The organism is Acinetobacter sp. RG5 (assembly GCF_031844265.1).
Classification (GTDB): domain Bacteria; phylum Pseudomonadota; class Gammaproteobacteria; order Pseudomonadales; family Moraxellaceae; genus Acinetobacter.
On sequence record NZ_JAUZUV010000006.1, the window covers coordinates 94,437 to 120,761 of the forward strand.

Annotated in this window: 30 protein-coding genes and 2 tRNA genes; 17 read left to right on the forward strand and 15 right to left on the reverse strand. The window is 38.5% G+C overall.

The window, feature by feature from the left end; translation table 11 throughout:
- Positions 1-8: 8 nt before the first annotated feature.
- Positions 9-1,538 (forward strand): helix-hairpin-helix domain-containing protein, encoded by a 1,530-nt coding sequence (locus Q9R21_RS08100; protein WP_148334859.1) that lies wholly within the window; start codon positions 9-11, stop codon positions 1,536-1,538.
- Here Q9R21_RS08100 and Q9R21_RS08105 read toward each other — a convergent pair.
- The 5 genes from Q9R21_RS08105 to Q9R21_RS08125 are packed head-to-tail and all read right to left on the reverse strand — an operon-like array spanning position 1,535 to position 6,529.
- Positions 1,535-2,473 carry an HpcH/HpaI aldolase/citrate lyase family protein gene (locus tag Q9R21_RS08105; protein ID WP_068543414.1) on the reverse strand — a complete coding sequence of 313 codons (939 nt, stop codon included), beginning with the start codon at positions 2,471-2,473 and terminating at the stop codon, positions 1,535-1,537. The two genes, Q9R21_RS08100 and Q9R21_RS08105, sit on opposite strands and share 4 nt — an antisense overlap.
- The gene (locus tag Q9R21_RS08110; protein ID WP_311204118.1) at positions 2,470-3,630 is read right to left on the reverse strand and encodes a cysteine protease StiP domain-containing protein; all 1,161 of its coding nucleotides are present in this window, start codon (positions 3,628-3,630) and stop codon (positions 2,470-2,472) included. Before Q9R21_RS08110 ends, Q9R21_RS08105 begins: the two co-directional genes overlap by 4 nt.
- The gene (locus tag Q9R21_RS08115; protein ID WP_148334857.1) at positions 3,623-4,402 is read right to left on the reverse strand and encodes a hypothetical protein; all 780 of its coding nucleotides are present in this window, start codon (positions 4,400-4,402) and stop codon (positions 3,623-3,625) included. The genes Q9R21_RS08110 and Q9R21_RS08115 overlap by 8 nt, the downstream gene beginning before the upstream one ends.
- Positions 4,392-5,513, reverse strand: coding sequence for a phosphoribosyltransferase domain-containing protein (locus Q9R21_RS08120; protein ID WP_404976581.1), 1,122 nt, complete (start codon positions 5,511-5,513; stop codon positions 4,392-4,394). Before Q9R21_RS08120 ends, Q9R21_RS08115 begins: the two co-directional genes overlap by 11 nt.
- Complete coding sequence (locus Q9R21_RS08125) at positions 5,513-6,529, reverse strand: ATP-grasp domain-containing protein (RefSeq protein ID WP_311204120.1); 1,017 nt, start codon at positions 6,527-6,529, stop codon at positions 5,513-5,515. The genes Q9R21_RS08120 and Q9R21_RS08125 overlap by 1 nt, the downstream gene beginning before the upstream one ends.
- 288 nt (positions 6,530-6,817) lie before the next feature.
- Here Q9R21_RS08125 and Q9R21_RS08130 point away from each other — a divergent pair, with 288 nt between their 5' ends.
- The 7 genes from Q9R21_RS08130 (at position 6,818) to Q9R21_RS08160 (ending at position 13,036) form a co-directional block, all read left to right on the forward strand.
- Positions 6,818-8,014 carry a TerD family protein gene (locus Q9R21_RS08130; RefSeq protein ID WP_311204121.1) on the forward strand — a complete coding sequence of 399 codons (1,197 nt, stop codon included), beginning with the start codon at positions 6,818-6,820 and terminating at the stop codon, positions 8,012-8,014.
- 43 nt (positions 8,015-8,057) lie between these two features.
- Positions 8,058-8,633, forward strand: a complete 576-nt coding sequence (locus Q9R21_RS08135) for a TerD family protein (protein ID WP_311204122.1) — start codon at positions 8,058-8,060, stop codon at positions 8,631-8,633.
- A gap of 21 nt (positions 8,634-8,654) precedes the next feature.
- Positions 8,655-9,725 carry a DUF475 domain-containing protein gene (locus tag Q9R21_RS08140; protein WP_311204123.1) on the forward strand — a complete coding sequence of 357 codons (1,071 nt, stop codon included), beginning with the start codon at positions 8,655-8,657 and terminating at the stop codon, positions 9,723-9,725.
- A 25-nt stretch (positions 9,726-9,750) separates the two neighbouring features.
- Entirely contained in the window at positions 9,751-10,329 is a 579-nt protein-coding gene (locus Q9R21_RS08145) for a TerD family protein (RefSeq protein ID WP_311204124.1), read from the forward strand.
- A gap of 97 nt (positions 10,330-10,426) precedes the next feature.
- Positions 10,427-11,713, forward strand: a complete 1,287-nt coding sequence (locus Q9R21_RS08150) for a VWA domain-containing protein (RefSeq protein WP_311204125.1) — start codon at positions 10,427-10,429, stop codon at positions 11,711-11,713.
- A 9-nt stretch (positions 11,714-11,722) separates the two neighbouring features.
- Positions 11,723-12,442, forward strand: coding sequence for a TIGR00266 family protein (locus Q9R21_RS08155; RefSeq protein ID WP_104795322.1), 720 nt, complete (start codon positions 11,723-11,725; stop codon positions 12,440-12,442).
- Positions 12,443-12,454: 12 nt separating this feature from the next.
- Positions 12,455-13,036, forward strand: a complete 582-nt coding sequence (locus tag Q9R21_RS08160; protein WP_311204126.1) for a TerD family protein — start codon at positions 12,455-12,457, stop codon at positions 13,034-13,036.
- 231 nt (positions 13,037-13,267) lie between these two features.
- Here the strand turns inward: Q9R21_RS08160 and Q9R21_RS08165 are convergent, their stop codons facing one another.
- Both Q9R21_RS08165 and Q9R21_RS08170 read right to left on the reverse strand, forming a co-directional pair.
- The gene (locus tag Q9R21_RS08165; protein WP_311204127.1) at positions 13,268-13,798 is read right to left on the reverse strand and encodes a hypothetical protein; all 531 of its coding nucleotides are present in this window, start codon (positions 13,796-13,798) and stop codon (positions 13,268-13,270) included.
- A 463-nt stretch (positions 13,799-14,261) separates the two neighbouring features.
- On the reverse strand, positions 14,262-14,696 hold the full coding sequence (locus Q9R21_RS08170; protein ID WP_114392545.1) for a hypothetical protein: 435 nt from the start codon (positions 14,694-14,696) through the stop codon (positions 14,262-14,264).
- 751 nt (positions 14,697-15,447) lie between these two features.
- Between Q9R21_RS08170 and Q9R21_RS08175 the strand changes: the two genes are divergently transcribed.
- Positions 15,448-15,612 carry a hypothetical protein gene (locus tag Q9R21_RS08175; RefSeq protein WP_311204128.1) on the forward strand — a complete coding sequence of 55 codons (165 nt, stop codon included), beginning with the start codon at positions 15,448-15,450 and terminating at the stop codon, positions 15,610-15,612.
- A 39-nt stretch (positions 15,613-15,651) separates the two neighbouring features.
- Here Q9R21_RS08175 and Q9R21_RS08180 read toward each other — a convergent pair whose 3' ends face one another.
- The 5 genes from Q9R21_RS08180 to Q9R21_RS08200 form a co-directional block, all read right to left on the reverse strand.
- Complete coding sequence (locus Q9R21_RS08180) at positions 15,652-16,404, reverse strand: ATP-binding protein (protein ID WP_311204129.1); 753 nt, start codon at positions 16,402-16,404, stop codon at positions 15,652-15,654.
- A gap of 10 nt (positions 16,405-16,414) precedes the next feature.
- Complete coding sequence (locus Q9R21_RS08185; RefSeq protein WP_311204130.1) at positions 16,415-16,981, reverse strand: DUF1376 domain-containing protein; 567 nt, start codon at positions 16,979-16,981, stop codon at positions 16,415-16,417.
- 66 nt (positions 16,982-17,047) lie between these two features.
- Positions 17,048-17,296: a hypothetical protein gene (locus tag Q9R21_RS08190; protein WP_114392537.1), complete on the reverse strand. Its 249-nt coding sequence runs from the start codon at positions 17,294-17,296 to the stop codon at positions 17,048-17,050.
- A complete protein-coding gene (locus Q9R21_RS08195) occupies positions 17,289-18,470 on the reverse strand; it encodes a site-specific integrase (protein WP_005094618.1) in 1,182 nt (393 codons plus the stop codon). The genes Q9R21_RS08190 and Q9R21_RS08195 overlap by 8 nt, the downstream gene beginning before the upstream one ends.
- A gap of 19 nt (positions 18,471-18,489) precedes the next feature.
- Positions 18,490-18,699, reverse strand: a complete 210-nt coding sequence (locus Q9R21_RS08200; protein ID WP_000122748.1) for a hypothetical protein — start codon at positions 18,697-18,699, stop codon at positions 18,490-18,492.
- Between the two features lie 115 nt (positions 18,700-18,814).
- Between Q9R21_RS08200 and Q9R21_RS08205 the strand changes: the two genes are divergently transcribed.
- A complete protein-coding gene (locus Q9R21_RS08205) occupies positions 18,815-19,042 on the forward strand; it encodes a helix-turn-helix transcriptional regulator (protein WP_017482406.1) in 228 nt (75 codons plus the stop codon).
- A 325-nt stretch (positions 19,043-19,367) separates the two neighbouring features.
- On the opposite strand, the gene Q9R21_RS08210 is transcribed toward Q9R21_RS08205, so the two are convergent.
- Both Q9R21_RS08210 and Q9R21_RS08215 read right to left on the reverse strand, forming a co-directional pair.
- Positions 19,368-19,443 (reverse strand) — tRNA-Gly (locus Q9R21_RS08210).
- 48 nt (positions 19,444-19,491) lie between these two features.
- A tRNA-Gly gene (locus tag Q9R21_RS08215) sits at positions 19,492-19,564 on the reverse strand.
- Between the two features lie 233 nt (positions 19,565-19,797).
- Here Q9R21_RS08215 and Q9R21_RS08220 point away from each other — a divergent pair.
- The 5 genes from Q9R21_RS08220 (at position 19,798) to Q9R21_RS08240 (ending at position 22,638) form a co-directional block, all read left to right on the forward strand.
- Positions 19,798-20,106 (forward strand): BolA family protein, encoded by a 309-nt coding sequence (locus tag Q9R21_RS08220; protein ID WP_311204131.1) that lies wholly within the window; start codon positions 19,798-19,800, stop codon positions 20,104-20,106.
- Between the two features lie 9 nt (positions 20,107-20,115).
- Complete coding sequence (locus tag Q9R21_RS08225) at positions 20,116-20,508, forward strand: SirB2 family protein (RefSeq protein ID WP_005264623.1); 393 nt, start codon at positions 20,116-20,118, stop codon at positions 20,506-20,508.
- Between the two features lie 95 nt (positions 20,509-20,603).
- Entirely contained in the window at positions 20,604-21,440 is an 837-nt protein-coding gene (locus Q9R21_RS08230; RefSeq protein ID WP_005264624.1) for a ParA family protein, read from the forward strand.
- Between the two features lie 13 nt (positions 21,441-21,453).
- Positions 21,454-21,846, forward strand: a complete 393-nt coding sequence (locus tag Q9R21_RS08235; RefSeq protein ID WP_311204132.1) for a hypothetical protein — start codon at positions 21,454-21,456, stop codon at positions 21,844-21,846.
- A 198-nt stretch (positions 21,847-22,044) separates the two neighbouring features.
- Positions 22,045-22,638, forward strand: a complete 594-nt coding sequence (locus tag Q9R21_RS08240) for a threonine transporter RhtB (protein WP_311204133.1) — start codon at positions 22,045-22,047, stop codon at positions 22,636-22,638.
- 38 nt (positions 22,639-22,676) lie between these two features.
- On the opposite strand, the gene Q9R21_RS08245 is transcribed toward Q9R21_RS08240, so the two are convergent.
- Positions 22,677-23,315, reverse strand: a complete 639-nt coding sequence (locus tag Q9R21_RS08245; protein WP_311204134.1) for a DedA family protein — start codon at positions 23,313-23,315, stop codon at positions 22,677-22,679.
- Between the two features lie 344 nt (positions 23,316-23,659).
- Between Q9R21_RS08245 and guaA the strand changes: the two genes are divergently transcribed.
- The gene (gene guaA / locus Q9R21_RS08250) at positions 23,660-25,228 is read left to right on the forward strand and encodes a glutamine-hydrolyzing GMP synthase (RefSeq protein WP_005245345.1); all 1,569 of its coding nucleotides are present in this window, start codon (positions 23,660-23,662) and stop codon (positions 25,226-25,228) included.
- A gap of 159 nt (positions 25,229-25,387) precedes the next feature.
- Positions 25,388-26,320, forward strand: coding sequence for a restriction endonuclease (locus Q9R21_RS08255; RefSeq protein ID WP_004280964.1), 933 nt, complete (start codon positions 25,388-25,390; stop codon positions 26,318-26,320).
- The last annotated feature ends 5 nt before the right edge of the window (positions 26,321-26,325 follow it).

The window sequence follows — 26,325 nt, forward strand, 5'->3', positions numbered from 1 at the left end:
ACATAGTCGTGGCAGGAAAAATTGTTAAATGTACAACTGTTGATGGTCGTCCAATTGAGTTTGTCGATGAAGTGATTGGTTCTGGTGCAATGAAAGATGTGTATTTTTCACCTGATAAAAGCTATGTAGTATGCTTTTTTAGTAAGGAGAAAAATAAATTCTATGAATCCAAAGCAGCGCTTGACCAACAGAAAGAGCGCCTAAAAGAAATCGTTGGCAATAAATGGAATGGTATTTTTAATGGGGTCGGAGGAGATTATTGGAAGAATATCTACTGTTGGCCAGATGCATTAGTTGAATATAATAATCTGATAGGAATTACTGCGCCAACTTATAAAAAACAGTTTTTCTTTGAACATGGTTCAAAAAATAATGATTTTCTAAGTATTAAGGGTAAAGAAAAAGAAGGTAAGTGGTTTGCGAGTGCGAATAATCAAAATCGTTTTTTAGACGATCGGGAAAAGGGTACATGGCTCAATTATCTTAAAATTAGTATTCTAATTTCACGTGCAGTACGTCGTATGCATGCTGCTGGGGTAGCTCACTCAGATTTATCTTACAAAAATGTATTGATTGATCCAGTTACGGGAAGTGCGTGTGTCATTGATGTCGATGGCTTAGTTGTACCTGGTAAATATCCTCCTGATGTAGTGGGAACTCCTGATTTTATTGCACCAGAAGTGGTAACGACTAGTCACTTATCAAAAGAAGATCCAAAACGTTTTTTACCTAGTATTACAACAGATAGACATGCCTTGGGTGTGTTGATCTATATGTATTTGTTATATCGCCATCCTTTACGTGGTGGAAAAATCCACGATATGGATGACCCACAAAAAGATGAAAATCTAGGCATGGGGCAAAAGGCATTATTCATCGAACATCCGACAGACCACTCCAACCGTGTTCGTTCTAATCAATTAAAATCATCTCAATTACCTTGGGCAGATCCACAGCAAATTCCTTATACTGTGACAGGACCATATTTAACCGAATTATTTAATAAATGTTTTATTGATGGTTTGCATGAACCGAGTAAGCGACCTTCTGCAAATGATTGGGAAGATGCTTTAGTCAAAACCGTTGACTTAATTCAGCCGTGTTTAAATGCTAATTGTACCCATAAGTGGTATGTTTTCGATAATACTACTGCACCAAAATGTCCTTTCTGCAATACGCCATTTTCAGGTAAGCTGCCAATACTAAACTTATATTCTGCACGTCAAGAAGGAAAGTTTAGACCAGATAATCATCGTTTAATGGTATGGACAGGTCAGTCTTTATTTGAATGGCATACTAATCATTTAGTTGCTCCTAATGAACGTTTAACTCCTGCTCAAACTAAACGGAAAGGTTATTTTGTTTTTCATAATAATAAGTGGTGGTTAGTTAATGAAGGGTTAGCAGATTTGACTGACGTAACAACCAAAACAGCTATCCCGATTGGAGGTAAAATTGAGCTAAAAGATGGTGTAAAAATTTTACTTTCAAAGCAAGAAGGTGGCCGTCTGGCTGTAGTACAGATGGTTGAAGCTTAGACTGAAAATGTATTGAGCATAAGTTTATCTTGGGTAGACGGTTGAGACTTACATAAACCAAAAGTTTTATAGCGTAATAAAATCATTTCTGCCCAATTGCGATGTGTAGCAGGTTCTAACATTGAGCCGTGGCTTTTAAATACACTTTTAGCATCTTGCGATAAAATTTGCTGTGCTTCATGAAATTCTTCTGTAGTTATTTGAAGGGCTTGATGAATATACGCAATTTGCGAAGGATGAATGGCAGTTTTTGTATAAATCCCATTATTCATATCTTGGCATATTTCACTCATGAGCAATTGCGTGTGGTTAATATGTTCACACACTGGCGAACTGAGTTGAAAACCAGCTGGAATAAATAAGCCTGCCAATTGTGAAATCAATATACCTACAGGGGTTTGATAAATAGTACTATTTTTAGGACGACGTAAATTTAAACAGGACAGAAGGTCATTACCTCCAATTCTTAAACACAAGGTTTTATGAAAATCATACTTGAGGGCTTGATTAAGTTCCATATTATGGCCCATATCAAAAATCTCTTTAGTTTCAAGCGTTGGCATCAGGTTGATATTAGATGGCAAAACGTCCATCCACTGTTTTAGATCGTGTAGCGTAAACTTGGGTAAAATCATACCACTGTAGGTATGATTTAATTCCCAGTCGACAATGTGTTTTGCCATCTCAATATTTCTAGGACGAATAAACATTGCAGGTGCTTTAGGATTCGGCTGTTCTAAACGTTTTTGTAATAAAAGTTTTAGGTTAACCATCGCAGTTTGTACGTCTCTTTCCAATACGGCATCTTCTAAACAGACTGCAATAGATTTAAGTATTGGAAATTTAATCCCTTCGGTAACTTCCCATAACTGCTCATGAGTTGCAGGAATGTACATGGTTGCACCAAGTTCAATCGCATGTTGCAGTTGTTTCATTTATTTTTCTCGACTTTTTTTATCAGAGTGACTGCATGGTATGGACCTAACTTGGCACCTAAAATATCTACAGGAATATTTTGTTCTTTGGCAAAATGTAACAGTAATTGTACATGGGGATTGGATGGATCACGAATTAATATTCTTTCAGGAATACGTCTTAATACCGCACGTGTCGCTTCTGCAATACTAGGTTTAATACGATTAATATTTTTAATATTATAGGTGTCAGAGATCCAAATAATCGTATCTAAACAAATTTTTTGTTGTTTGAGTCGAATATGATTATTCCAATGGGATAAATTTGTAGACGGATTCTGATTAATAATATTTAAAATTTTGTCTGTAAAATCTACTGAAATATCATGTTCAGCTAGATGTTTGTAAACTAAACAACTATGCCAATTTTTAGGCTCATAGCAATTTTTTTTTGCTAACTCAAAATTGATATGATCTTTTAAAATGGTGCGTGAGGTTAAACCAGAGACCACAGAACCTAGAATACCAAACGGAATCAGCCAATCCTCACAGCTAGCACTTAACCAAGAATAGCCACCTAAATCGGCTAAGGTGACAAGGCGAGGAATATCCCAGCCTGCATCAAATAATGCCGGATAATCTGCTAAATTTTGGGTTAACTCTCGACAAATTGCACCTTTACCTGTCCAACCATCTACAAAAACAATATTTTCCGCACCATGTTGATCAATAATGGCATGTAAGGCTGCAAAGTCGATACCGCGATCACGAATAATACTAATACCGTAATGTACGCACTGCTGATATTTTTCAATATAGTGCTTGAGCAGTACCCCTAAAGGTACACCTGCACGTACTAGACTGACCAAAATAATAGGCTGATTTTTAAATCGACTCAGTAGAGAGTTACCAATTTTCTGTACATCACAAGCCAGACGTTCAGCACCTTGCTCAAAAGCGTATTGAAAATGACGCATCTGCTCTTTTGAAGGGGGATGCTCTACACTAATCATTTGGGAGTAATGTTTTTTCCCTGATTGAATCAAATACTCTTTTTCTGCCAATGGTGTCGGTTCAATATCATCAATATTGAGTAAAAAGGTTACATCTTGCGGTCGATATGAACCATGAAAACCTAAGGTATTAAGATTGGATGCACCAGCATAATTCTTATCCATGTCCTAAATATCCTTTCGCATTATGATCTTGCATTAAACTTTGTGCTAAAAACTTATCCAATTGGCTATTTTTGGGCATACCAAACCAATCACAGCACGCTAAGAAGCCGGCATCAGATAAACTGTCGCCCCAACCTAAGATGGCACGTTCACGTTCAGGGTCATATTTGTTGATAAAAAATTCGACTGCTTTTTGTTTAGAAACAAATTTTGGAATAATCGCCAAATTATTACCATTGATATGTACGTAACAATGCTCGAGCACTTCAGCAGGTAAGTTGGCAATAATTTTAGATAAAAATAATGGTTCCGGATCATTCTGTTTGGCAACGGTATAAATTTTCCCGCCATTTTCTTCCACCGTCCAAGTACGGATTGATCCAAAAGGTTTTGCATAATCCAGTAGTGCATTGGGTAGATCATTGAGTAAGTGTTCTAACTCTGCTGTAGCTTGCTGTTGCAAAACAAGCCATTCTTGATCAACCTGTTTATTGGCCCCTAAAATGGTTCCGCCATGTGAGCAGACTGCACCGTGCTGAAAAGGAATATGTACGCGTTGTAATGCTTCTACTGACCGAGCAGTGACTGGAATTACTTCAGCAGACTCTAATAGCCAATTCACGAATATTTGCTGTTTTGGCAGCATATAAGAGAGCGGTTCACCTAATTTATCTGTAGTCGCAATTTTATGTAAAGGCGTAGGTGTGCTTTTACGATGTGTTTGAAAAAGTGTGTCATCTAAGTCAACAAAAATTAACGGCTTAGCATTCATAACTAATAATTTCCAAGTTTTTTATTTGTTCAAAAAGCAGAGGATCAACACTATCTTTAGCAGTTTCAATGATTAAAAAGACACGATCAAATTGTTGATGTTTCACGTTGTATGCATAGTTATTCATATTGAGTCCATAATTGTCTTTAAATAAACAAATACTTTCAATAGCATGACCTTGCATAATCGGAGAGCGGGTGGTGGAGCTAAAATAAACCTCAACATCTTGCTTTTCTAGTTGCTCTGCCATGAGGAAAGGAATCCAGGTGAATTCACCCGAACCTAACACTAAAACTTTTTCATGCGCTTGAATGGATTTAATCTGTTGCCACACAGAACAATCCAGAAAAGTCGGTTCGCGTCCCCAGTCATTGGGTGCAATAACTTTTTGACTTTGTTGTTGGGTTGAACTGACATTCGGCATTTGAATATCAATTTCTTTATTGTTATCTTGCCACTGCCAGTGACCTTGTAATAAAGAAATCACTTCAACTGGAATACCTAAATCATCGGTGACTAAGTGCTGTTCAGCCCAATTGACTAAGGTTACTAAAATAATCCGTTCAATCTGTTCTAAACCCGATTTTTTAAGACTGAGAATTAAATTTCTAAAGGTTTTTCCAGTCGAAATTTCATCATCAACTAAAATAAGTGTTTTTGAACTCAGGATGTGTTGATGTTTAATAGCATTATGACTGGATAAGATAAACTGGTCTTGTGCATGGCTATGTTCTTCTAAAAACAAGCCTAATGTGGGCAAGGTTTCGACTGGATGCCGAGTAGTCGTTAAAAAAATCGCATTTTCCCCGAAATCTGGTTTGAGCTCACGATAGACTCCTGCGCCCAAACCGACTGCGGTTTCAGCCATACCAATCACACTAATGGGATAGGGTAAATTCTTGGGAATAAGTGCAGCAAGGTCTTGATAGCTTTTTTGCATCACGGATGGTGCGACAGGAATATGTTTACCCAGAACTTTAGAAACAAATAAAAATGCACGTTTCGGATTAATTCTTTCTGCAAAGCTCAGCAAATCATCCAATGTCCATTCAGGATGATGATGATTTACTGTCACACTAATACGGCCACGACTTAAATCAATATGTTTTATCAATGTTTACATTCCATTTTTATACTTTGTAGGATGGGGAGAACTTGTACTAAAGTAGTTGGTACGGGGCTCTTTAAAATTAAGTGCAATTTTTCAGCAATCAATTCTGCAATTAAATTAATTCCAGTATGTTGTGTATAGGCAAAACCGCCAGCGGGACGCGGGTTGATTTCTAAAATATGCCAGACTCCATGATCATCTTGCTTAAATTGAATATTGATCAATCCATCGCACTGGAAATGTTCTACTAAAATTTTACATATTTCATGACATGGATGCTCGATATAGCATTCTTGATAAAATTTAAATTTTATCCGAGTCACTAATGCTAAAATTTTGCCATTACTACAGGCAATATCTACAGAACATTCTTGCCCTTGCAAAAAAGGCATAATCAAATACTCAATAGGCGGCTGTAATTGAGCATAAGCTTCTATAAACTGTTGTGTATTACATAGAGTATTAGATTGAAATTTCATAAAATATGAAACATGATCGCTTAATTGCACAAAACCTGCACCATATACGCCATAAACAGGCTTTGCACAAATAGCGCTATATCGTTGTTGATATTCCTCAATAGCTTGCTTTAATTCATTAACATGAGCAACTTTTGTAGCAGAAATGCTAGGTAAGTTTAAACCTTCGCAAATTTGTCCAAATAAAAATTTATTATTAATATTTTCATGCTGACTGATGCCTCTGGCACCAGTTACTAATTGAATATCATGACGAGAAAATTCTTCACGAAATGGCTCAATAAATTGACTATGCTTTCCACAAAGCAAAAGTTGAATAGAATGCTTTTTACATTGTTCTAATAACCAGTCTGGACTTTCCTTAATAAGCGGTTGTTGAAAAAAATAATCTGCAAGCAGCTTCAGTCCAGGACGTTGTTTACTGTGAGAACAAAAAATAGTCAGATAGGGGGATAAATTTGAGTTTTTTAATAATTGAATAATGTCATTTTGACAGGAATAACTTTCAGCAATCCAGATATTGTAATGCGATTTCACAGTAGATTTGATCTCAATTTTATTTAATAACAATTATGAATTTATGATTCCATTCTACATGGAGTATATAAAATTTTTCATGTAATAAATTGAAAAATTGTTCTAGAAAGTCACTGGGTTGATATCAACCCACTGACGTGGTGGCGGGTTTTTATATTGCTATACTTGCCGCGTGAATCCGTCTATGTTAAAACGATATAGGACGAATAAAATAATTTTTAAGATATTTTTTTATACTCATATACTTAATTAGTTAAATGAAATATTACAATATTGTAAGAGGGTAGTATGCAACTTATTGCAGGTGGAAACATTGCTTTAGCATCTGAAGTGGTGGAGATATTAATAAAAACCAGTATTCCAAATCAAGTAGAGGTTGATTGTACTGCATATCTTTTAGCACAAAGTACGCAAAAAGTGCGTGGCGATCAGGACATGATCTTCTATGGACAAACTCAAACCTTGAATCAAAGTGTAGTACTGACTCAATCTAATTCTAATAATCCATATTTAACGAAATTTAAGATTAATACAGCATTACTAGATCCACAAATTCAAAAGGTTACTTTATGTGCAACAATTAATGAACCCAATAATTTTAGTCGAATCACTCCTATTCATATTGAACTTTTATCCGGTAATCAACCTATCGCTAATGCATTGATTCAGACTCAGTCTAAAACAGAAAAAGCATTAATTTTGGCAGAAGTGTATAAACATAATGATAAGTGGAAATTTAGATTTATTGATCAAGGCTTTAATGGCGGACTGAAACCTTTGGCCGAAAACTTTGGTGTGGTGATTGATGAGACTACAACGCATACTTCGCCAACGCCAACGCCAACGCCAACGCCAACGCCAACAAAATCAAATATAAATTTATCCAAGATCAAGTTAGATAAAAATAACTCGACAATTAATCTTAGTAAGAAAGGTTCAGCCTTTGGAAAAATTTCAGTCAATTTAAACTGGAATAAATCTATACCTAAATCCGAATCTTTTTTTCAAAAATTAACTCGCTCCAGTTCAATCGACTTGGATTTGGGGGCGATGATACAGCTTAAAGATGGCGGCATTGATTTAGTGCAACCGCTTGGTAACCGATTTGGTAATTTTGATCGCGCTCCCTATATGAAATTAGACGCAGATGATCGCACCGGAGCATCGCTAAATGGAGAAAACTTACACATTAACGGCACTCAATGGGATCGCATTGAACGTATTGTGATTTACACGTATATTTATGACGGTGCAGCACAGTGGACTGCAACAGATGGGGTGGTTACGATTCGTATTCCTGATCAACCAGAAATTGAAGTGCGCTTAACCGATGGTAATCAATTAACAACCTGTGCAATCATAGAATTAAAAAATGTGAATGGTGCTATTCAAGCCAATCGAGAAGTTCGTTATTTTAAAGACCAACAATTTTTAGATAAGTTTTATCGCTTTGGTTTCCGCTGGACCCAAGGCTCAAAAGATTAACAGTATCAATTTAATTTACATGTAATAAAGAAGAGAGAAAATTATGGCTATTTCATTAAACAAAGGTGGAAATCTATCTTTAAGTAAAACAGATCCATCGCTTAACCAAGTTTTGATTGGTTTAGGTTGGGATGCGCGAGCAACCGATGGTGCAGATTTTGACTTGGATGCTTCTGCATTTTTATTGGCTACAAATGATAAAGTTCGTGGTGAAACTGATTTTATTTTTTATAACCAAACCCGTTCACCAGAAGGTTCTGTCGAACATACCGGAGACAATCGTACCGGTGAGGGTGATGGCGATGATGAAGCGGTTAAAATTAATTTGGCGAAAGTTCCTGCTGATGTGCAAAAAATTGCCATTACTGTGACTATTCATGATGCTGAAAGCCGTGGGCAAAATTTTGGTCAAGTGCAAAATGCTTTTATTCGTGTAGTCAATGACCAGACCAATGTCGAAATTGTCCGCTTTGATTTAAATGAAGATTATTCTACTGAAACAGCGATGATTTTCGGTGAACTGTATCGTCATAATAGTGAATGGAAGTTTAGAGCCGTAGGGCAAGGTTATAATGGCGGTCTACGCGCTATGTGTAGCCAATATGGCATCAGTATTTAAACTTTGTTTATTAGGTAAAAAATGAAACATTTCCGTTTTTCGATAATTTTTACCATCATATGCTTGGCTATTTCAGCATATTGGGGCTTCACACATGGTCCTGAAGCTGGCCTGATGGCCATGTTTAAAGTCTTGGCTATTACTTCTATTCTAGCTGTGATGGAGGTTTCATTATCTTTTGATAATGCTGTTGTCAATGCTTCTGTATTGAAACATTGGGATCAGTTTTGGCGTACGCTTTTTTTAACTGTCGGCATATTGGTGGCAGTATTTGGTATGCGTTTGGTATTTCCTCTACTTATTGTAGGTGTAACAGCTGATATGAGCATGGTAGAGGTTGCTAAACTTGCTCTGAATGATCCTGCAACCTATTCAGCTAAGCTAATGGCACATCATGCAGAGATTGCTGCATTTGGCGGTATGTTCTTATTATTAGTGTTCTTAAATTTCTTATTTGATGATGAAAAGGATACACATTGGTTCCATTGGCTTGAATCAAAATTAGCTGATTTAGGGAATATCCAAGCTATTTCAGTATTTCTATCCTTGGTCATTCTACTGATTTTGGCAAGCTATATGCCTGATGAATCCCGTCTTGTAGTGGTAATGGCTGGTATCTGGGGTATCGTAGTTTATGTCGGTGTTAAGGTACTAGGGCATCTGTTAGAAGGCAGTAGCAAAGATGATGAATCTGAAAACTCAAGCAGTGCTTCAGCAACAGGTACAATCGTTAAAGGTGGTATCGGTGGTTTCTTATACTTAGAAGTATTAGATGCATCTTTTAGTTTTGACGGCGTGATCGGCGCTTTCGCAATTACCAGCGATGTAGTTATTATTATGCTTGGTTTGGCCATTGGTGCGATGTTTGTGCGCTCTATGACTATTTATTTAGTTGAAAAAGGCACATTGGATGCCTATGTATACCTAGAGCATGGTGCACATTATGCAATTGGTGCGTTGGCCTTTATTATGCTTGTGAGTGGTACAGGGTTACATGTCCCTGAAGTCATTACCGGATTAATAGGTGTAGCATTTATTGTATGGGCTGTATTCTCATCAATTGCGTACAGTAAAAAGCAAAATGCTTCATAAGTTATATTTAATAAGGAAATAAAAAATGGCGATTAATTTATCAAAAGGCGGGAATATCAACCTGTCTAAAACTGCACCAACTATGAATAAAGTCGACTTAGGCTTAGGTTGGAATCCTCGTACAACGGATGGTAAAGCATTCGATTTAGATGCTGTTGCTTTCTTAACGGGTGAAGATGGTAAAGTTCGTTTAGACGGCGAATTTATTTTCTTTAATCAGAAAGTTTCACCATGTGGTTCAGTGACTCATAATGGTGATAACCGTACTGGTGATGGCGATGGCGATGATGAAACTATTTCAGTAGACTTGTCTAAAGTTCCTCAAGAAGTGGCAAAAATTGTATTTGCGGTAACTATTCATGAAGGTCAGCAAAATAGTCAAAACTTCGGTATGGTTGATAAAGCATATATACGTGTGATTAACCAAGATGCTAATGCAGAAGAGTTAGCTCGTTTTGACCTATCTGAAGATGGTAGCACTGAAGTTGCAATGATTTTTGGTGAATTATATCGTCACAGTGGTGAGTGGAAATTCAAAGCAGTAGGTCAAGGCTTTAGTGGTGGTTTAGGTGCTTTAGCAGCTAGTTATGGTGTTGCTGTTTAAGCAGCTAGTTGTAACACAAGTACTAAAAGAGCGATCTTTTAGTACTTGAAAGTGATAGATATAGGATTACTTTCAAGTACTACAATAGAGAATAAAAATGCACTTGATTTCTGGTCAAAAAATAGCATTGAATCAAATTATTCAGACAAGTGATGTCTTTACTTTACGGATTCAAATGAACGCCACATTTGAGATCGATGTTTCAAGCTTTGGCTTAGGCGTAGGCGATACACTTTTTAATGATGATTATATGACTTTTTATAATCAGCCTCAGACACCTGCCGCAGAAGTACGCTATCAACAACAACGTAATGCGCATCTTTTTCACTTCAATTTAAAGCACATTAATCATGCACAGACGCCACGATTTATACTGTGTGCTGCGGTCAGTGATCAGCAAAAAAATTTAAGAGACGTGAAAGCGATTCAAATCGAATTGCTTAACTCATCTGGACAGGTAGTGGCAACGTATGCATTAAGCCCCAGCTATTTCAGTCAAGAAAAAGCAGCGATGTTGGTCGAGGTTTATTTTAAAAATGATTTATGGTGCTTGGCAGCGATTGGACAAGGCTTTAATAGTGGCTTAAATGCTTTGGTTCGACATTTTGGTGCTGAGGTTGCAGAAGACCTTGCTCCACCTATGCCAACGCTCTCCAAGCTTGATTTAAAGAAAAAAGTGATTTTAGATAAAATTGAGCAGGCAGCACCACATTTATTAGATTTAACTAAAAAGTCGCTGATAAGCTTAGAAAAAAGTAATTTATTGAATATTAAAGCACGAGTAGCACTGGTGTTAGATTATTCAGGTTCAATGAGCCAACAATATAAATCGGGTGATGTACAACACCTTCTAGACCGAATTATACCCTTGGCTTTGAATTTTGATGACGATGGTAGCTTTGAGTGTTGGGCATTTGCAGAAAAAGCCCTTCATTTAAATGATGTGAATCTTGAGAATTTAAATAACTATATAGCTTCAGAACAAGGAGGCTATAAAAAATGGAATGCGGGAGCTGGCTATAATAATGAGCCTGCCGTTCTTGAAGAAGTATTGCATTATTTCATTAAAGAAAGTCCATCAAACGTACCTGTCTATATTGTATTTATTTCTGATGGCGGTGTGTCTGAAGCTAGAAAAATTAAAAAGATTTTACAAGAGGCATCATCACAACCCATATTTTGGCAATTTGTAGGTATAGGCGGCAGAAATTACGGTGTATTAGAGAAATTAGATATCATGGAGGGGCGAGTGGTCGACAATTGTAATTTCTTTAAAATAGATAATATTGAAAGTATTTCTGAATCAATGCTCTATGACTTTTTACTTCAAGAATTTCCGATATGGTTAACAGAAGCAAAAAATAAAAATATCGTGAGAGGATAGGTAAATGTAATGGCAGAATTTAATCTTGTAGGCAGTCCAGAACCCTTTTTACATGTCAGTATGAAGCAAGGTGAAGCAATCTATTGTGAATCTGATGCCATGGTGATGGTTGAACAGAATCTTGAAGTTGGCGGTAAATTACGTGGGGGAATTTTTCAAGCATTTATGCGTAAATTCACTTCTGGAGAGTCTCTGTTTCAACAGCAAATTAAAGCCGTTAAAGGGGCAGGAGAGTGTCTATTATCACCGAATTTAGATGGTGATATGCAGATTCTTGAGGTTGGTCAACGACAGTATATTTTATCTGATGGCTCTTTTGTTGCAGCGACTGAACATACCATGATTAAAGCAAAAGTCCAAAGTAATATTGGCGGCGCATTGTTTGGGGGCACGGGAGGTTTTGTGGTCATGGAAACCAGTGGGCAGGGTAAAGTTTGTATTTCTGGCAGTGGAACTTTACTTGAGCTAGAAATTACACCAGAGCAGGGTGAAGTAACGATTGATAATGGTCATGTAGCGGCATGGGATGCATCCTTAAATTATAATATTGGCATTCCAAGTTCAGGTAGTGGCTTTGTTGGCAATATTGTTAATAGCTTGACGAGTGGAGAAGGATTAGTAATTAAGTTCCGTGGACATGGTAAAGTCATTGTATGTTCACGTAATCGTGCGAGTTATTTACAGTGGTTAGCTACGGCTTTAGGTCGTAGCAATTCAAATTCAAACTGAGGAAAATTATAAATGGGCATTAGTTTAGTAAAGGGTCAAAAAATTTCTTTAGAGAAAGGTGATGGTTCATCTTTAACTAAAATATTTCTTGGAGCAGGTTGGGATGTCGCAAAGAAAGGTGGCCTTTTTGGCATGTTTAGTGGTGGTGATTCGATCGATCTTGATGCCTCTGCAATCATGTTTGATGAGAATAACAAAGCCTTAGATAGTATTTGGTTCGGTCAACTACAGAGCCGGGATGGCAGTATCAAACATTCTGGTGACAATCTTACCGGTGATGGCGATGGTGATGATGAATCAATTCATGTAGATCTGACTAAAGTCCCTGCCCAAGTTAAATCAATTGTATTTACAATCAGTAGTTTCCGTGGTCAAACTTTTGAAAAAGTTGAAAATGCTTTTTGTCGTGTTGTAGATGCTACAACGAATGTTGAAATTGCAAAATATAATCTTTCAGCAAAAGGTAATTACACGGCTTTAATTATTGCTAAAGTTTATCGTCACAATGGTGCATGGAAAATGTCAGCATTAGGTGAAACTTGTAATGGAAAGACAATTCAGGATATGGTTCCTTCAATTCTACCTATTTTATAAAGTATTTTAAAGGTATTAAAGTGACTTGATAAATCGAATACACGGTTTATCAAGTTTTTGCAAAGTAAAACAAACCTAATTAATTTTATTAATTTAAAAACGATTAAAAAAATTTTTGAGAACACAAAAGTTTTAATGCGAGTAAGCTTATTCCTATCTAAGCTAAAAAAATTAGGTTTTCTTAAGTTAATTGATTACAGATTCTAGATTAAAATATTGAGTCAAAAAAATCTAGAATTGGCCTTTGTCAATATTTTCAGTCTGTAAATTACCATTTTCTTGCATAATTAACTCTATAGTATAGCCATTAGTTTCATATCCATTTGACTCAAAATGAAATACATCATCTGCTTTTGAGTAAGCTGTATCATCCCCAAATAAATATTCTGGACCATACCATTTTTGACCAGTTGCATATTTAATACTATAACTTCCTAAAGGCATTTGAACGTTTAAGGTTTCTCCAGATCGAATAAAATAGCTGACTACATGCTGATTTGTATTTGCTTCATCAATTTTTATCCAATAATTAGCTCCAGAAGAAGCCTTAATTTCTAGAGGTGCTATACCATTTAAATCTGGGTTATCTGTGTCACCTGTATTGGGTAAAGGTTGCTCGGGATAATTAGGATTTTGTTTACTATCACTAGTATCTACTTTAGAGTAAATATCTTCATCAAACTGAACAGCTGGGTCATCTGCTTTTTTGGCACAAGAAGTTAATATAAAAGTTGATGCTAAGATTAATAAAACTTTATGCATATCTTATTTACTCTATTATTGGAATGGAAAGCAACTTGATATTCTTGATATCATTTGATTCTGAATATGTGTATATCAAATCAAAATTATAAGAGAATGAAAGCTGATTATCTCAACTCATTTTGAATTAAATAGCCTGAAACCCTTTAGGGCGAGGAACTAAATTAAATAAGCCGTATTATTATTATCTAAACAATACTGCATTACCATCAAATTTTTTTCATATAGCTACTACCATAATAAAACCCCAAATTTAAATTACGCTACATATTTTAAACTGTGAAATTGCAAATAAGCAGCGTAGATTTCATGTTTTTATAACGGCTATCTAAAACCTAATGTATCATTTTAAAATGTTTCTCATGCCGGTCACACAGGCCATATTCATCAATCACAAATAAGTCAAAATTAAAAAACTGGTCGATTAATTATTTTTCAGAGCTTGAAGTATCTGACCAAGAGTTTATCGCTGTGGGTTTGGATCGAAATAAAAACCATCCATATTTACAGGATCCTCTTGGATTTGTTCATAAGGATCTGGTTTTAAATTATTCATATAAGTCATTACATCTTTTGCTTGATCCGAAGTAATCAAGTCACCAAGATCTTTTAAGCCTTTTTTCATTCCTGCTTCCGTTACTGGCTTGCGGTTGAGAGCCTGTTGTCTTGATTTTTCCATTTGACGTTTATTTTCCCTTTCGCGCATCTGATTTTCATCTCTACGTTGAGCCTGAATCGCCTGAACTCGTTGTGCATCCTGCCTTTGTCGCTCTACCAAACGCTGTGTTTCCATATGCCCCCTGTTAATTACCTCTTGAGAATCATATGCAAAGACAGCTGTAACTGGAGATACTAGAACACATGTAAGCAAGATTTTATTTAAAGATTTCATATTCATTTTTTCTCATAATTCTCATAATTTGGTTGTTAAATAACCCTCCATTATGTATGAAGAGGTAGTATATATTGACAGATATATGTACTATTCAACAAAGAAATTGGTACTCAGCTAGACTTTTTTCAGTTCAATGACGCGATAGGTAGCTTATCAAGATTTAAACCAAGTGAAACACGGCATTCACTTATAGATATTAATCCATATTCTCATAATTAAGTATATGGCAATTAATTGTTTACTTAGATTCGGCTCTGTTGCACAAAGATATACAGGTTTATACAGCAGGATAAAAGCAAAGGTGGTGTGCTCTTCCACAACCTCCATTCCAGAAAGCAAAGAAAGAAAAAATATGGCTCTATTGAGAATCGTGGTCAGCTGACAAACCGCAAAAGCATTCACCACAGATCTGCTGAGATTGAGCAGAGAACTCGCTTTGGGGACCTGGGAATAGACACGATTGTTGGTAAAATCACCAACAATCCTTGGTTTCAATCGTCGATCACGATACAGGTTATTTATGGCTGAAGAAGTGCAGCGCGCGAAAGGCTGAGGAAATTTGCCAAGCAATCATCAGCCTGCTTAAGCCGATCAAAGATCAGCTATAGACGATTATCGCAGATAATGGCCAGGAATTCAGCCTGCATGAGTATGCTGCTCAACCTTTACTTTTAACTTCGGTTATTTATGGGAGGATTATCATCCGTATAGCGCCTGGGAACGAGGCACGAATGAGAATGCCAATGGCTTAATCATGCAATATATTAAAAAAGGCAGTGATTTAAGTATCTATACAGATGAATATATCTCACAAATCACTCAACGTTTGAATCAGCGTCCTAGAAAAAGACTCGGCTTTAAAAGTCCGAGTCAGTTAGTATGGCAACAACATGGTGTTGCACTTCAAATGCTAATCTAAGGTATAAAAAAAGCGGTTTATTTGAACTTTTTAAGATATTTAATCAACGTTATTGAAACGCTTATCATCCCAATAACATGGCACTACAATCAAATTGTTCTCATGTAATCGTGACCATAATCGGACACCTAAATCCCGCTGCATACTTTGGACTGTGAAATTGGAAATTAGCAGAGTCGACTTCATACTGTCATAACGGCTATATAAAACCTTATGTACCATTTCTAGACGTTTTTCATGCCGGTCATGCAGGCCATATTCATCAATCACTAATAAATCAAAACTGGAGAAATGGTCGATGACTTCCTTTTCAGAGCGTGAAGCATCTGACCAGGTGTCCATCATTTTTTGAGCAATTTCTGCACTGGTATAGTAGCGTGCAGATTTTGTACTGTTATGCATAATGTTGCGAATGATTGATGCACTCAGATGGGTTTTACCTGTACCTGGTGTACCAATCATCAACATGTTCGGGTTGTGGTCAGAAATAATCTGCTGTGCAAAAGCCTGACATAGTTTGACGGCATTGTCTTGTGCAGGACATGCAACTACATAATTCCTGAAGCCACGATCCAGGTAACGTTTACTGAGCCCTGAATTTTTAATTTTCTGTTGTAGCAATCGCTGTTGCAGTTCATTCTCATAGGCTGCATGTGAGTGATGGACTTTTTCTTTGGCACACAATTTACAGAGCCTGTGACCGGCAATTTCCATCAAGGGTAGGTGATGGGTAGGGCAAAGTGTTTCTGTTGCTTCTGCGCAAATTTGGAGCGTTTTAAGCATGGTGTTCATGGTTGTTCTCCTAAATCCATTTTGAATTTTTTAAAAAACTCTCATTTTTTTCTTCAAAATTTGAAGATGAAGATGAAGATGAAGATGAAGATGAAGATGAAGATGAAGATGAAGATGAAGATGAAGGGCTTTGCTTGAGCTTGGTCGGAGCAATGCCTGAGCTATCCTCAGAGGATGCTTGAGCATTTTTTTGCATTTGCTTGTTAGATGCTTGAGCATTACTTGCGGATTTATTCCAGCGTGCTTGTGCTGCATTTTTAGCTTTATCAGATTTCATTTGCTGATTTTGTAATGCCTGGCTTTTTAAACTGGTTAAAAAATTTGAATGAATCTGTTCGGACTCGATTTCAAACAATTCCAAGGCTATTAGCGTATTCAACAAAGTTTTAGCCTTAGTATGTTGCGATAATTTTGTGATGCTACATACAGTAGCTAGGTCATGAGGAATGGCACCATTTTTCCAGAAATCCATCATTAACAGCAGTGCTGCACCGATTTGTTCTGCGGTCATTCGTGCGAATTTTGCCTGTAAATCGCCAATATAGAGTGGCATCCAAATTGAAATATCTTTATGCATGGGTTTACCTTTTTATGGGTATAGAGGGGCTAAGGTCATCGATTGGATGACCTTGTATGTTTTTTATTAGTGAGCGAGACTCATTAACCGGAGGCGCGCCTGTTGGGCCAAGTCATCGTAATGGGCTTGCCCTTCATCCAGCATTCGCTGTAGCCAGAGTCTTAATGCTTGGTGATCATCGAAGCATTTATTGATTTCCAGCAAAAAGGCCAGATTGTGCAGTTTGGGAATGTGTAGCTCATGGATTAATTCACGAGCGACAATATCTGCTTCAGGGCTGACGACCACACCACCAAAGAAAGCTTTACTATTCATGTGCAAGCTCCTCTGTATTTAGTTTTTCCAGCATGGCTTCAAATGCACTGCCATCGCGGCGCGTAACATTGGGGATGTAACGGCTATAGACCCGGAATAGCATTTCAGTCGTTGAATGTCCCAATTGACGTGCGATCCATTCTGGATTTTCTCCTGCCGACAGCCAAAGAGTTGCTGCTGTATGACGTGTTTGATAGGCTCTTCTAGACTTCAATCCTAGAAAGCGCAAGATCGGATGCCAGACACGTTTATTCACCAGACGATAATCGAGAGGTCCACCATCACGATTGCAGAAAACAAACTCTGATTTACCATTATTTAAGCTTTTCTGCTGCAGAAAGGCTTGGTAAACGCGGTCATTCATCTGGATCGTGCGGTCAGAACCATAAGTTTTGGTTCCACCAAGCACACCATTCACTAACGCTTCTCTGATATGGATTTCACGACGCTGTAAGTCGATATTTTTCCATTGCAGACCATCGATTTCACTGGTACGCATACCCGTAAAAAAGCGAATGGTGTAATAGGGGCGGAAGTCTTCACGCACTGTGGTAAGAATTTTATGCACCTCTTCCAGAGAAAAAGGTGTGACTTCAATCTTGCTTTCCTTCAGATTGTTAATATTTTTATAAGGCGACTCAAACTCGTATCGTTCAGCCGCATCATTGAGTATCATACGTAAAGGCGTCATGATTTGATTGATCCTCGATGCTTTCAGACTTGTTTGATCTTTTCCGTGTGTCACTTTGGCGAGAGAGGCACGGAAGTTCAGCAAGTCTGACTTCTTGATTTTCGAGAGAACCTGATTACCAAAAGCAGGAATCAAATAGTTTTTGATCACAATTGAAACCTTTTGCTGGTATGAGGTTCTCCACTCAACTTGTTTCTGCTTAAACCACAATTCAGTAAACTCTTTAAAAAGAGGAACTTTGGTCTGTACAGCAATTTGCTGACTTCTTTTTTCCTTAAACTCCTCAACACGGTTACTTTTTGGAAAGTACTTTTCGTATTCAAAAGTTCCCAAAGTAATTTCAGCTTCAAGCTGTTCGAGACGTTTTTTCAAAATGCGTCGGTTATAAGCATTGTCTTCAAGATTAGTTGTCTCTCTACAACGAATGCCCATGTAGCGAAAGTCGGCAATCAGTTTGCCACTTCGTTCCCGGATGGTAGCCATCAGTTAAACCTCCTAAGCCTTATTGCAAGGCATCCATGCTTAAACCGGTGAATTTAAGCATTTCAGTTTCAATGCGTTCCCAAACAAAAAGAATTTTTCGACCACCAAAAGGACGGATGTAGTGAACACCTTCAATAAAGACACTGTCCTTCAGCTGGTTGCGAATGGTACGAGCGTCGTACTGGATTTTTTCAGCCAGTTGCTGGGCTGTGAGATAGGTATATGACATAATTGTATTCCTGGCGTAATTCATCGGATGTAAGTAATTTTTCATCCTTAGACCTAAAATAACCTCAAATTTAATTAAATGCAATTAAATTTTCATTGTATTAGAGGAAAAATTAATGGTTATTTGTAAGCTACCAATATTGTTGGCTGAAAGAAAAATGCGTGTAGCTGACTTAATTCGTGGTACAGGCATTAATAAAACAACTTTGCATAAGCTTTATAATGGCGAATTGACTCGAATTGATTTGGAGACTATCGATCGTATTTGCGATTATTTAGATGTACAGGTGGGAGATTTATTTGTTTTTGAAAAAGATAATAAAGAACAACCTGTTAGTGAGTAGTTTGGTCACAAATGGTCACATCAAAAAGTGAAATGGTCACAAATTATTGATCATTTGGTAAAAAACACCTTGTTTGGAAGAGAACAGGGTGATTTTTTGCCTTCAAAAAAGCTCTGAAAGTGGTGATCGATTGAGGACATTTAAGGTCAATTGAGACCATTTTTATTGTCGTGGGCACGCCATGGTCACATCTTGGTCACAAAATACAAATTACATTAAGAATATTTTTTATTTAATCGAATAACAAAAGAAGGGGAATTTTCAAAAAATATAATAAAATCAACAATAAAAAAGCCCCCATCTTTCGATGAGGGCTTTTTGAATCTGGAGCGGGAAAGGAGACTCGAACTCCCGACCCCAACCTTGGCAAGGTTATGCTCTACCAACTGAGCTATTCCCGCGGAGTCTATAAAGTTTTTTAAATGAAAAAACTAAATGAAAAAATTTTGAGCGGGAAAGGAGACTCGAACTCCCGACCCCAACCTTGGCAAGGTTATGCTCTACCAACTGAGCTATTCCCGCATGCCGTGTATAATACAGCATGCAAAAATGTGGTCAACACCTTTGTTAAAAATCTTGCATCAATTGCATAAAATAAAAGCAAAATGCTGTAGACCAGACAATAAATAACCAATATTCATATAAAAATCAATAAATTTTCGCCACAATCAACGGATTGCATCTGAACAGATTACCGAAATACTCGGCAGAACAAGGTATACTGAGACCATATTTTTGAAGATTGGAGTCAGACCATGAGTTTAGAACAACAACTGAAAGACCGTTTGGCGCAATTATCCCCAACCCATTTGGAAGTGGTGAATGAATCTTCGGGTCATGGCGGTTATTTTCCGGGAAAAGAATCGCATTTTAAAACCGTGATTGTGAGTCAGGCTTTTGCCGGTTTACGTCCAGTCCAGCGTCATCAGAAAGTTTATGCTGCTGCAGGTGATCTGCTGTCAAAAGACAAGATTCATGCACTGGCTATTCATGCATTTTTGCCTGAAGAGTGGGCAGGTCAGGATACGACCAGTCCTGCTTGTGCACACTCACCTAAAAACTAAGAGGACATGATGGAAACCCAACTTTTAGTCAAGATTATTCATATGTCGGCAGCAGGACTGGCCATTGTCGCCATTCTTGCCCGTGCCTTGACCTTGTTTGTCGGTACACAAGGGAATTTACCTAATCCGGTGGCACGTACAGCGCTAGTCGCTTTACAGCATTTAGCCATCACGGTGATTGCACTGACCGGTATTGTGTCGCTCGTCATCAAAGACTTTGATGTACAGCCTTGGTTCTATGCCAAAGTTATTTTATTTTTGGTACTGGTGTCCTCTCTAGGCAAAGCCTATAAGAAAGATGATTCGATCTTGCTGTCCCAGCGTCGTGCTGGCCTGGTTATTGCTGTGATTTCATTGGTGTCTATTCTGGCTTTGGTGATGATCAAGCCGAATTTTGGCTAAAAGTAAGCTGGCTGTGATGATCAGCACAGCCAGCCCATGCAAATAATTAAAAAATACAAATGTGGTAAAAGTAATTAAAAATGTGAGGAGGGGACATGCGTACACGTGTGGTATTTAATCAAAAGGGTGGGGTAGGCAAATCCAGTATTACTGTCAATCTGGCAGCGATCAGTGCACATCAGGGCTTAAAAACATTATTGATTGACCTGGATCCGCAGGCCAATTCTAGCCAGTATGTGTTAGGCGATGATGCGACGTATTCCAGCGACAAGCCGGCACTTGAACCGAATATCGAAAACTATTTTGAAGATGTACTCGGCAATCAGCAAAGCAAGGGCCTGCTCGGCAATGCCATTGGCTCGATCTTAAAAAGCCGAAGTAAAGGCCTGGAAAGCTATGTGCATCAATCCTCTTTTAAACATCTGGATGTTATTCCGGCCAGTCCAACGCTGGGTGCATTGACCCATGCACTGGAGTCCAAGCACAAGATCTACAAGTTAAGAGATGCTTTACAACAGCTATCAGGACATTATGACCGGGTGTTTATTGATACACCACCTGCGTTTAATTTCTTTACCCTTTCTGCACTCATTGCGGCAAACCGCGTGCTGATTCCCTTCGACTGTGATGTATTTTCTAAACGTGCCTTACAGACTCTGATTGAAAATGTGATTGAAACCCAAGATGATCATAATGAAGGGCTGGAAATTGAAGGCATTGTCGTCAACCAGTTTCAGGCACAGGCCAAATTGCCGCGTGAAGTGGTACAACAACTCAAAGATGAAGGCTTACCGGTGCTTGATAGTATGTTGCCACCATCAATCTTGATGAAAGAATCTCATCAGAAAAATCAGCCTTTGATTCATTTGGCTACTGATCATAAATTGACTCAGGCCTATCAATCGTTGTTCAATGAGATAGAGCAGAATTAAGATCGAGTTAGCTATGAAACTTGTGAAAATAACCCTGAGTATTGCTGCACTTGCATTACTGAGTGCCTGTGCAACGACGGTAAAACCGACTTATGTGTCGCCCACCCTCTATCAGACCTTGGGTTGCTCGCAACTACAAGGTGAATATAACCGTATTCAGCAGTATATCGACAATGGCGTTGAGCCACCGAAACGTACTGGCGTCGGTGTGGGCGTTGGTCTTGGCGGTGGCTGGGGCAGTCGCGGTGGTTGGGGTATTGGCCCGAGTGTTTCAGTTAATATGGGACAGTCATCTGATACCAAAAGAACTGAACTGGCACGGCTTTTAGGCGAGCAGGAAGCGATTGTACAGGCTGCGCGTTATAAGAACTGTCCGATCATCGTTCGGCAGGCGACGCCTAAATAAATCATTCAACATTAAACGGATAAATGCTGACTTCGGGTCGGCATTTTTTTATTGCTTTCACCAAGAATAGGGCGGTTTAAATTAAGATAAAACTCACAGGAAATTGACCAGAGTGTATATAAATCTGAAATTTATAAGCTTGTTATCCCACTCCCATATTGATTAAGCTACAGCCTTGGCCCGGAAAAGTTCATTGCGATGATTGAAAATTGGTTATTTGTTTTAGGACTTATTGCTGTGCTGATGGTTCCAGGGCCCGCCAATGCCTTGGTGGCCAGCTCTGCTCATCAGCAGGGGCAGGCCAAAACCAGTCTCTATCTTCCTGCCATTTTGCTCGGTTATTTTTATGCCATTAATGTCTGGGCCTTGTTGATTCATCTGGCGTCACCGATCTGGCCAAACTTTAAAGGCTTGGTCTACGTGCTGAGTACCATCTGTGTGGGCTGGATGACCTTGCATTTATATAAGGCTCAGCAGTTAGAACGTTACAGCAAGACCCATCCGCAGATTCGCCCCTGGCAAATGTTTACAACTACCCTAAAAAATCCTAAAGCAGCATTGTTGGCCTCTGGAATTTTACCGATGGAAACCTGGCAAAGCCCGACCAACTTCGTTCTGGTTTTTGCTGCCTTTAGCTTGAGTACCGTTCCGGTCGGGATTTTCTGGATGGTCTTTGGTCAAGCCATTTTGACCAGTCCATCTGAAAAAATAAAAGCCGGCCTTATTTATAAAGGCGCGGCTCTATTTGTCCTGCTTTGTCTGATCCCACTCCTGATCAAGCTTTGGGATTAAACGCACAGGCTGTAAAAAAATCTTAATGTAAAAAGCTCTTAAGCTGTTTTACTTTTTTTGAGCTTTTGTTGAATAAAGCCAATCACACCTGGCAATACGCTTAAAATAATGATGCCAAAAATCAGATAGGTGAAGTTGTCTTTGACGATCGGCATATTGCCAAACATATAGCCCAAAATGACAAATGAGCCAATCCAGGCGAATGCACCCACCACATTATAGGTCAGGAAATATTTGTAATTCATGCTGCCAGCACCGGCGACGAAGGGTGCAAATGTACGGGCAAAAGGAACAAAACGCGCAAAAATAATGGTCTTACCACCATGTCTGGCAAAGAATTGCTGAGTCGCCAATAAGTGTTTTTTATTGATAAAGCGCGATTCGATCTCGAAAACCCGAGGACCAATATATTTACCAATATGGTAATTTAGGGTGTCGCCCAATACTGCCGCCACAAACAAGAGCAGAATCAGCACCCATGGATCCATCGCACCTGTAGAGGCTGCCAGTGCACCTGCTGCAAATAGCAAGCTGTCGCCAGGCAGGAACGGCATCACCACCAGACCTGTTTCTACAAAGATAATCAGGAAAAGAATGGCATAAATCCAGATCCCGTAATTGGTGATAAATTCAAGCAAGTGATCATCAACATGCAAGATAAAATCAATCAGTTCCATGAGCCCAATACAAGCAAAAGTGTGGTCAAATCCTAACAGCCCGGGGCATGAAAGTCAGTACCAGAAAGTAAAATAATTAACGCTTCATTCATCTTCAATCGAGCCAAAATTTCTCTTACATATTATCTTCAGATTTTTATAAAAATAGACTTAATTGGATTAAATCTTGAGCTTAAAAATATAAAAATGACAGATCAAACAAGGCATCCGAAGGGATGCTTTGTTGTGCTAGAAATATAATGCAATCAACTAAATGCATACCTCATGCGAATTGTGTGCTTAATGCGCTGAAAAATGTTAGAATACGGCGCTTATCTTTCGTTTGCCTTTCATAGTTGTTCGTCATGACTACCAATACTCAAATTACTGAAGATCGTATCCTGATTCTGGATTTCGGTTCTCAATATAGTCAGCTCATCGCACGTCGTGTCCGTGAAGCTGGTGTATATTCTGAAATGTATGCCTATGATATGTCTGAAGAAGACATTCGTGCATTTAATCCAAACGGTATCATCTTGTCTGGTGGACCTGAGAGCGTTCACCTTGAGGGCAGCCCGCGTGCGCCGCAAGTGGTATTCGAGCTGGGTGTGCCGGTATTGGGTATTTGTTATGGCCTGCAAACCATGTGCGAACAACTTGGCGGTAAAGTTGAGCCAGGTACTGTGCATGAGTTTGGCTATGCAGAAGTAGATATTGTTGTACGTGACAAGCTGATCGGTAATTTACAGGACCGTGAAAACCAGCTGCATGTCTGGATGAGTCATGGTGACAAGGTTGCCCGTATTCCAGAAGGCTTCCAGATCACTGCACAGACGCCAAGCTGTCCAATTGCGATGGTTTCTGACGAAACTCGCCGTTTCTATGGTATTCAGTTCCATCCTGAAGTGACACATACTTCTAAAGGTGCAGAATTACTGTCGAACTTCGTGCATCAAATTTGTGGCTGTCGCGGTCTGTGGACGCCAGAACACATTATTGATCTACGTGTAGAACAGCTTCGCCAACAGATTGGTGATGAAAAAGTATTACTAGGACTTTCTGGTGGTGTGGATTCATCTGTAGTGGCAGCGCTGTTGCATAAAGCGATCGGTGATCAGCTAACTTGTGTATTTGTAGACAACGGTTTGCTTCGTTTGAACGAAGGCGATCAAGTGATGCAAATGTTTGCTGACAACATGGGTATCCGCGTGATTCGTGCTGATGCTGAAGAGCGTTTCTTGACTGCGCTTGCAGGTGAAGTTGATCCTGAAGCAAAACGTAAAATTATTGGCCGTGAATTTATTGCTGTCTTCGCTGAAGAAGCACGTAAATTAGATGGCGTAAAATTCCTTGCACAAGGTACGATTTATCCAGACGTGATTGAATCTGCTGCAAGCAAGCAGGGTAAGGCGCATGTGATTAAATCACACCATAATGTGGGTGGTTTACCAGCAGATCTAGCGTTTGAACTGGTTGAACCATTACGTGACTTATTTAAAGATGAAGTACGTAAATTGGGTACGACTTTAGGCTTGCCACACAGCATGATCTACCGTCATCCATTCCCGGGCCCAGGTCTTGGTGTGCGTATCCTGGGTGAAGTGAAAAAAGAATATGCAGACATTTTACGTCTTGCGGATGACATTTTCATGCAGGAACTGCGTGCCAGCGGCTGGTATGACAAGACTGCTCAAGCATTTGCAGTATTCCAGCCAGTAAAATCGGTGGGTGTAGTCGGTGATGGCCGTCGTTATGCATGGGTGATTGCACTGCGTGCGGTAGAAACCGTGGACTTTATGACGGCTCGTTTCGCGCATCTTCCTTATGATTTAGTCGATAAGATCTCGACCCGTATCATGAATGAAATTGCTGAAGTTTCTCGTGTTGTGTATGACGTATCGTCTAAACCACCAGCAACAATTGAATGGGAGTAATTTAGGGGTTTCGGACAGCACTGCTGTCCGCCTAAATTACGCCAAGCGCTATGCGCGTGGCAGTATCTGGTTTATCAGATATAACCTAATAAAAAAGAGCGCTTCGGCGCTCTTTTTTTGATTTATACTGAATAAAAATAAACCTTTAAAAGCTAAAAAATGCCTTTACCTACTTATGATCAATTAATGCTGCCTTTAATGAAATTATTATCAGAATTAAATGAGCCAATAAAAATTTCGGATGCTGCGAATATCCTAGCTGAACGTTCCAATTTACACGAAGAGGATTTAAATAAAATTCTTCCGAGCGGGAAAAATATATTTAAAGATAGAGTGGCATGGGCAAAGACCTACTTAGTTAAGGCGGGCTTAGTTCAACAACCGAAGAGAGCATATTGTGAGATTAGTAGCTTGGGTAGACAGGTTGATTTAAAAAGTTTAGATGCTATAACAAATGAATATTTAGCACAGTTCAACGGATTTTCAGATTTTAAATTAGGAAAGAAAAATAAAGATGAGTTTGGGATCGGGAATCTACAAGTTATTGAAAGCCTAAATAGTTACCAAGAAACTCAGACTCCAGAAGAAACAATCCAGAACACAACGGAATTATTAAAATCTGATTTGAAAAGTGATTTGCTTCAGATGGTAAAAGATAAATCTCCTTCATTTTTTGAAAGACTGGTTGTCGATCTTCTGGTGGCAATGGGCTACGGCGGTTCACATCAAGATGCAGCTCAAGCGATTGGTAAAACCAACGATGGTGGAATTGATGGTGTAATTAGTGAAGATCGATTAGGGCTAGATAAAATTTACATCCAAGCGAAACGTTGGAAAGATACTGTTGGTCGTCCCGACATTCAACAGTTTAAAGGTGCTTTGGCCGATCAAGTTGCTAAGAAGGGTGTATTCATTACTACGTCAAGTTTCAGTAAAGAGGCCATTGAGTCGGCAAGAAAATCCGGTATTGTTTTAATTGATGGCGATAAGCTGACGTCTTTAATGATTGAATTTGGTTTAGGTGTACAAATAGAACGTAGTTTTCATATCTATAAAATCGACCAAGATCGTTTTGATGAAGATAATTTTTAACGGGT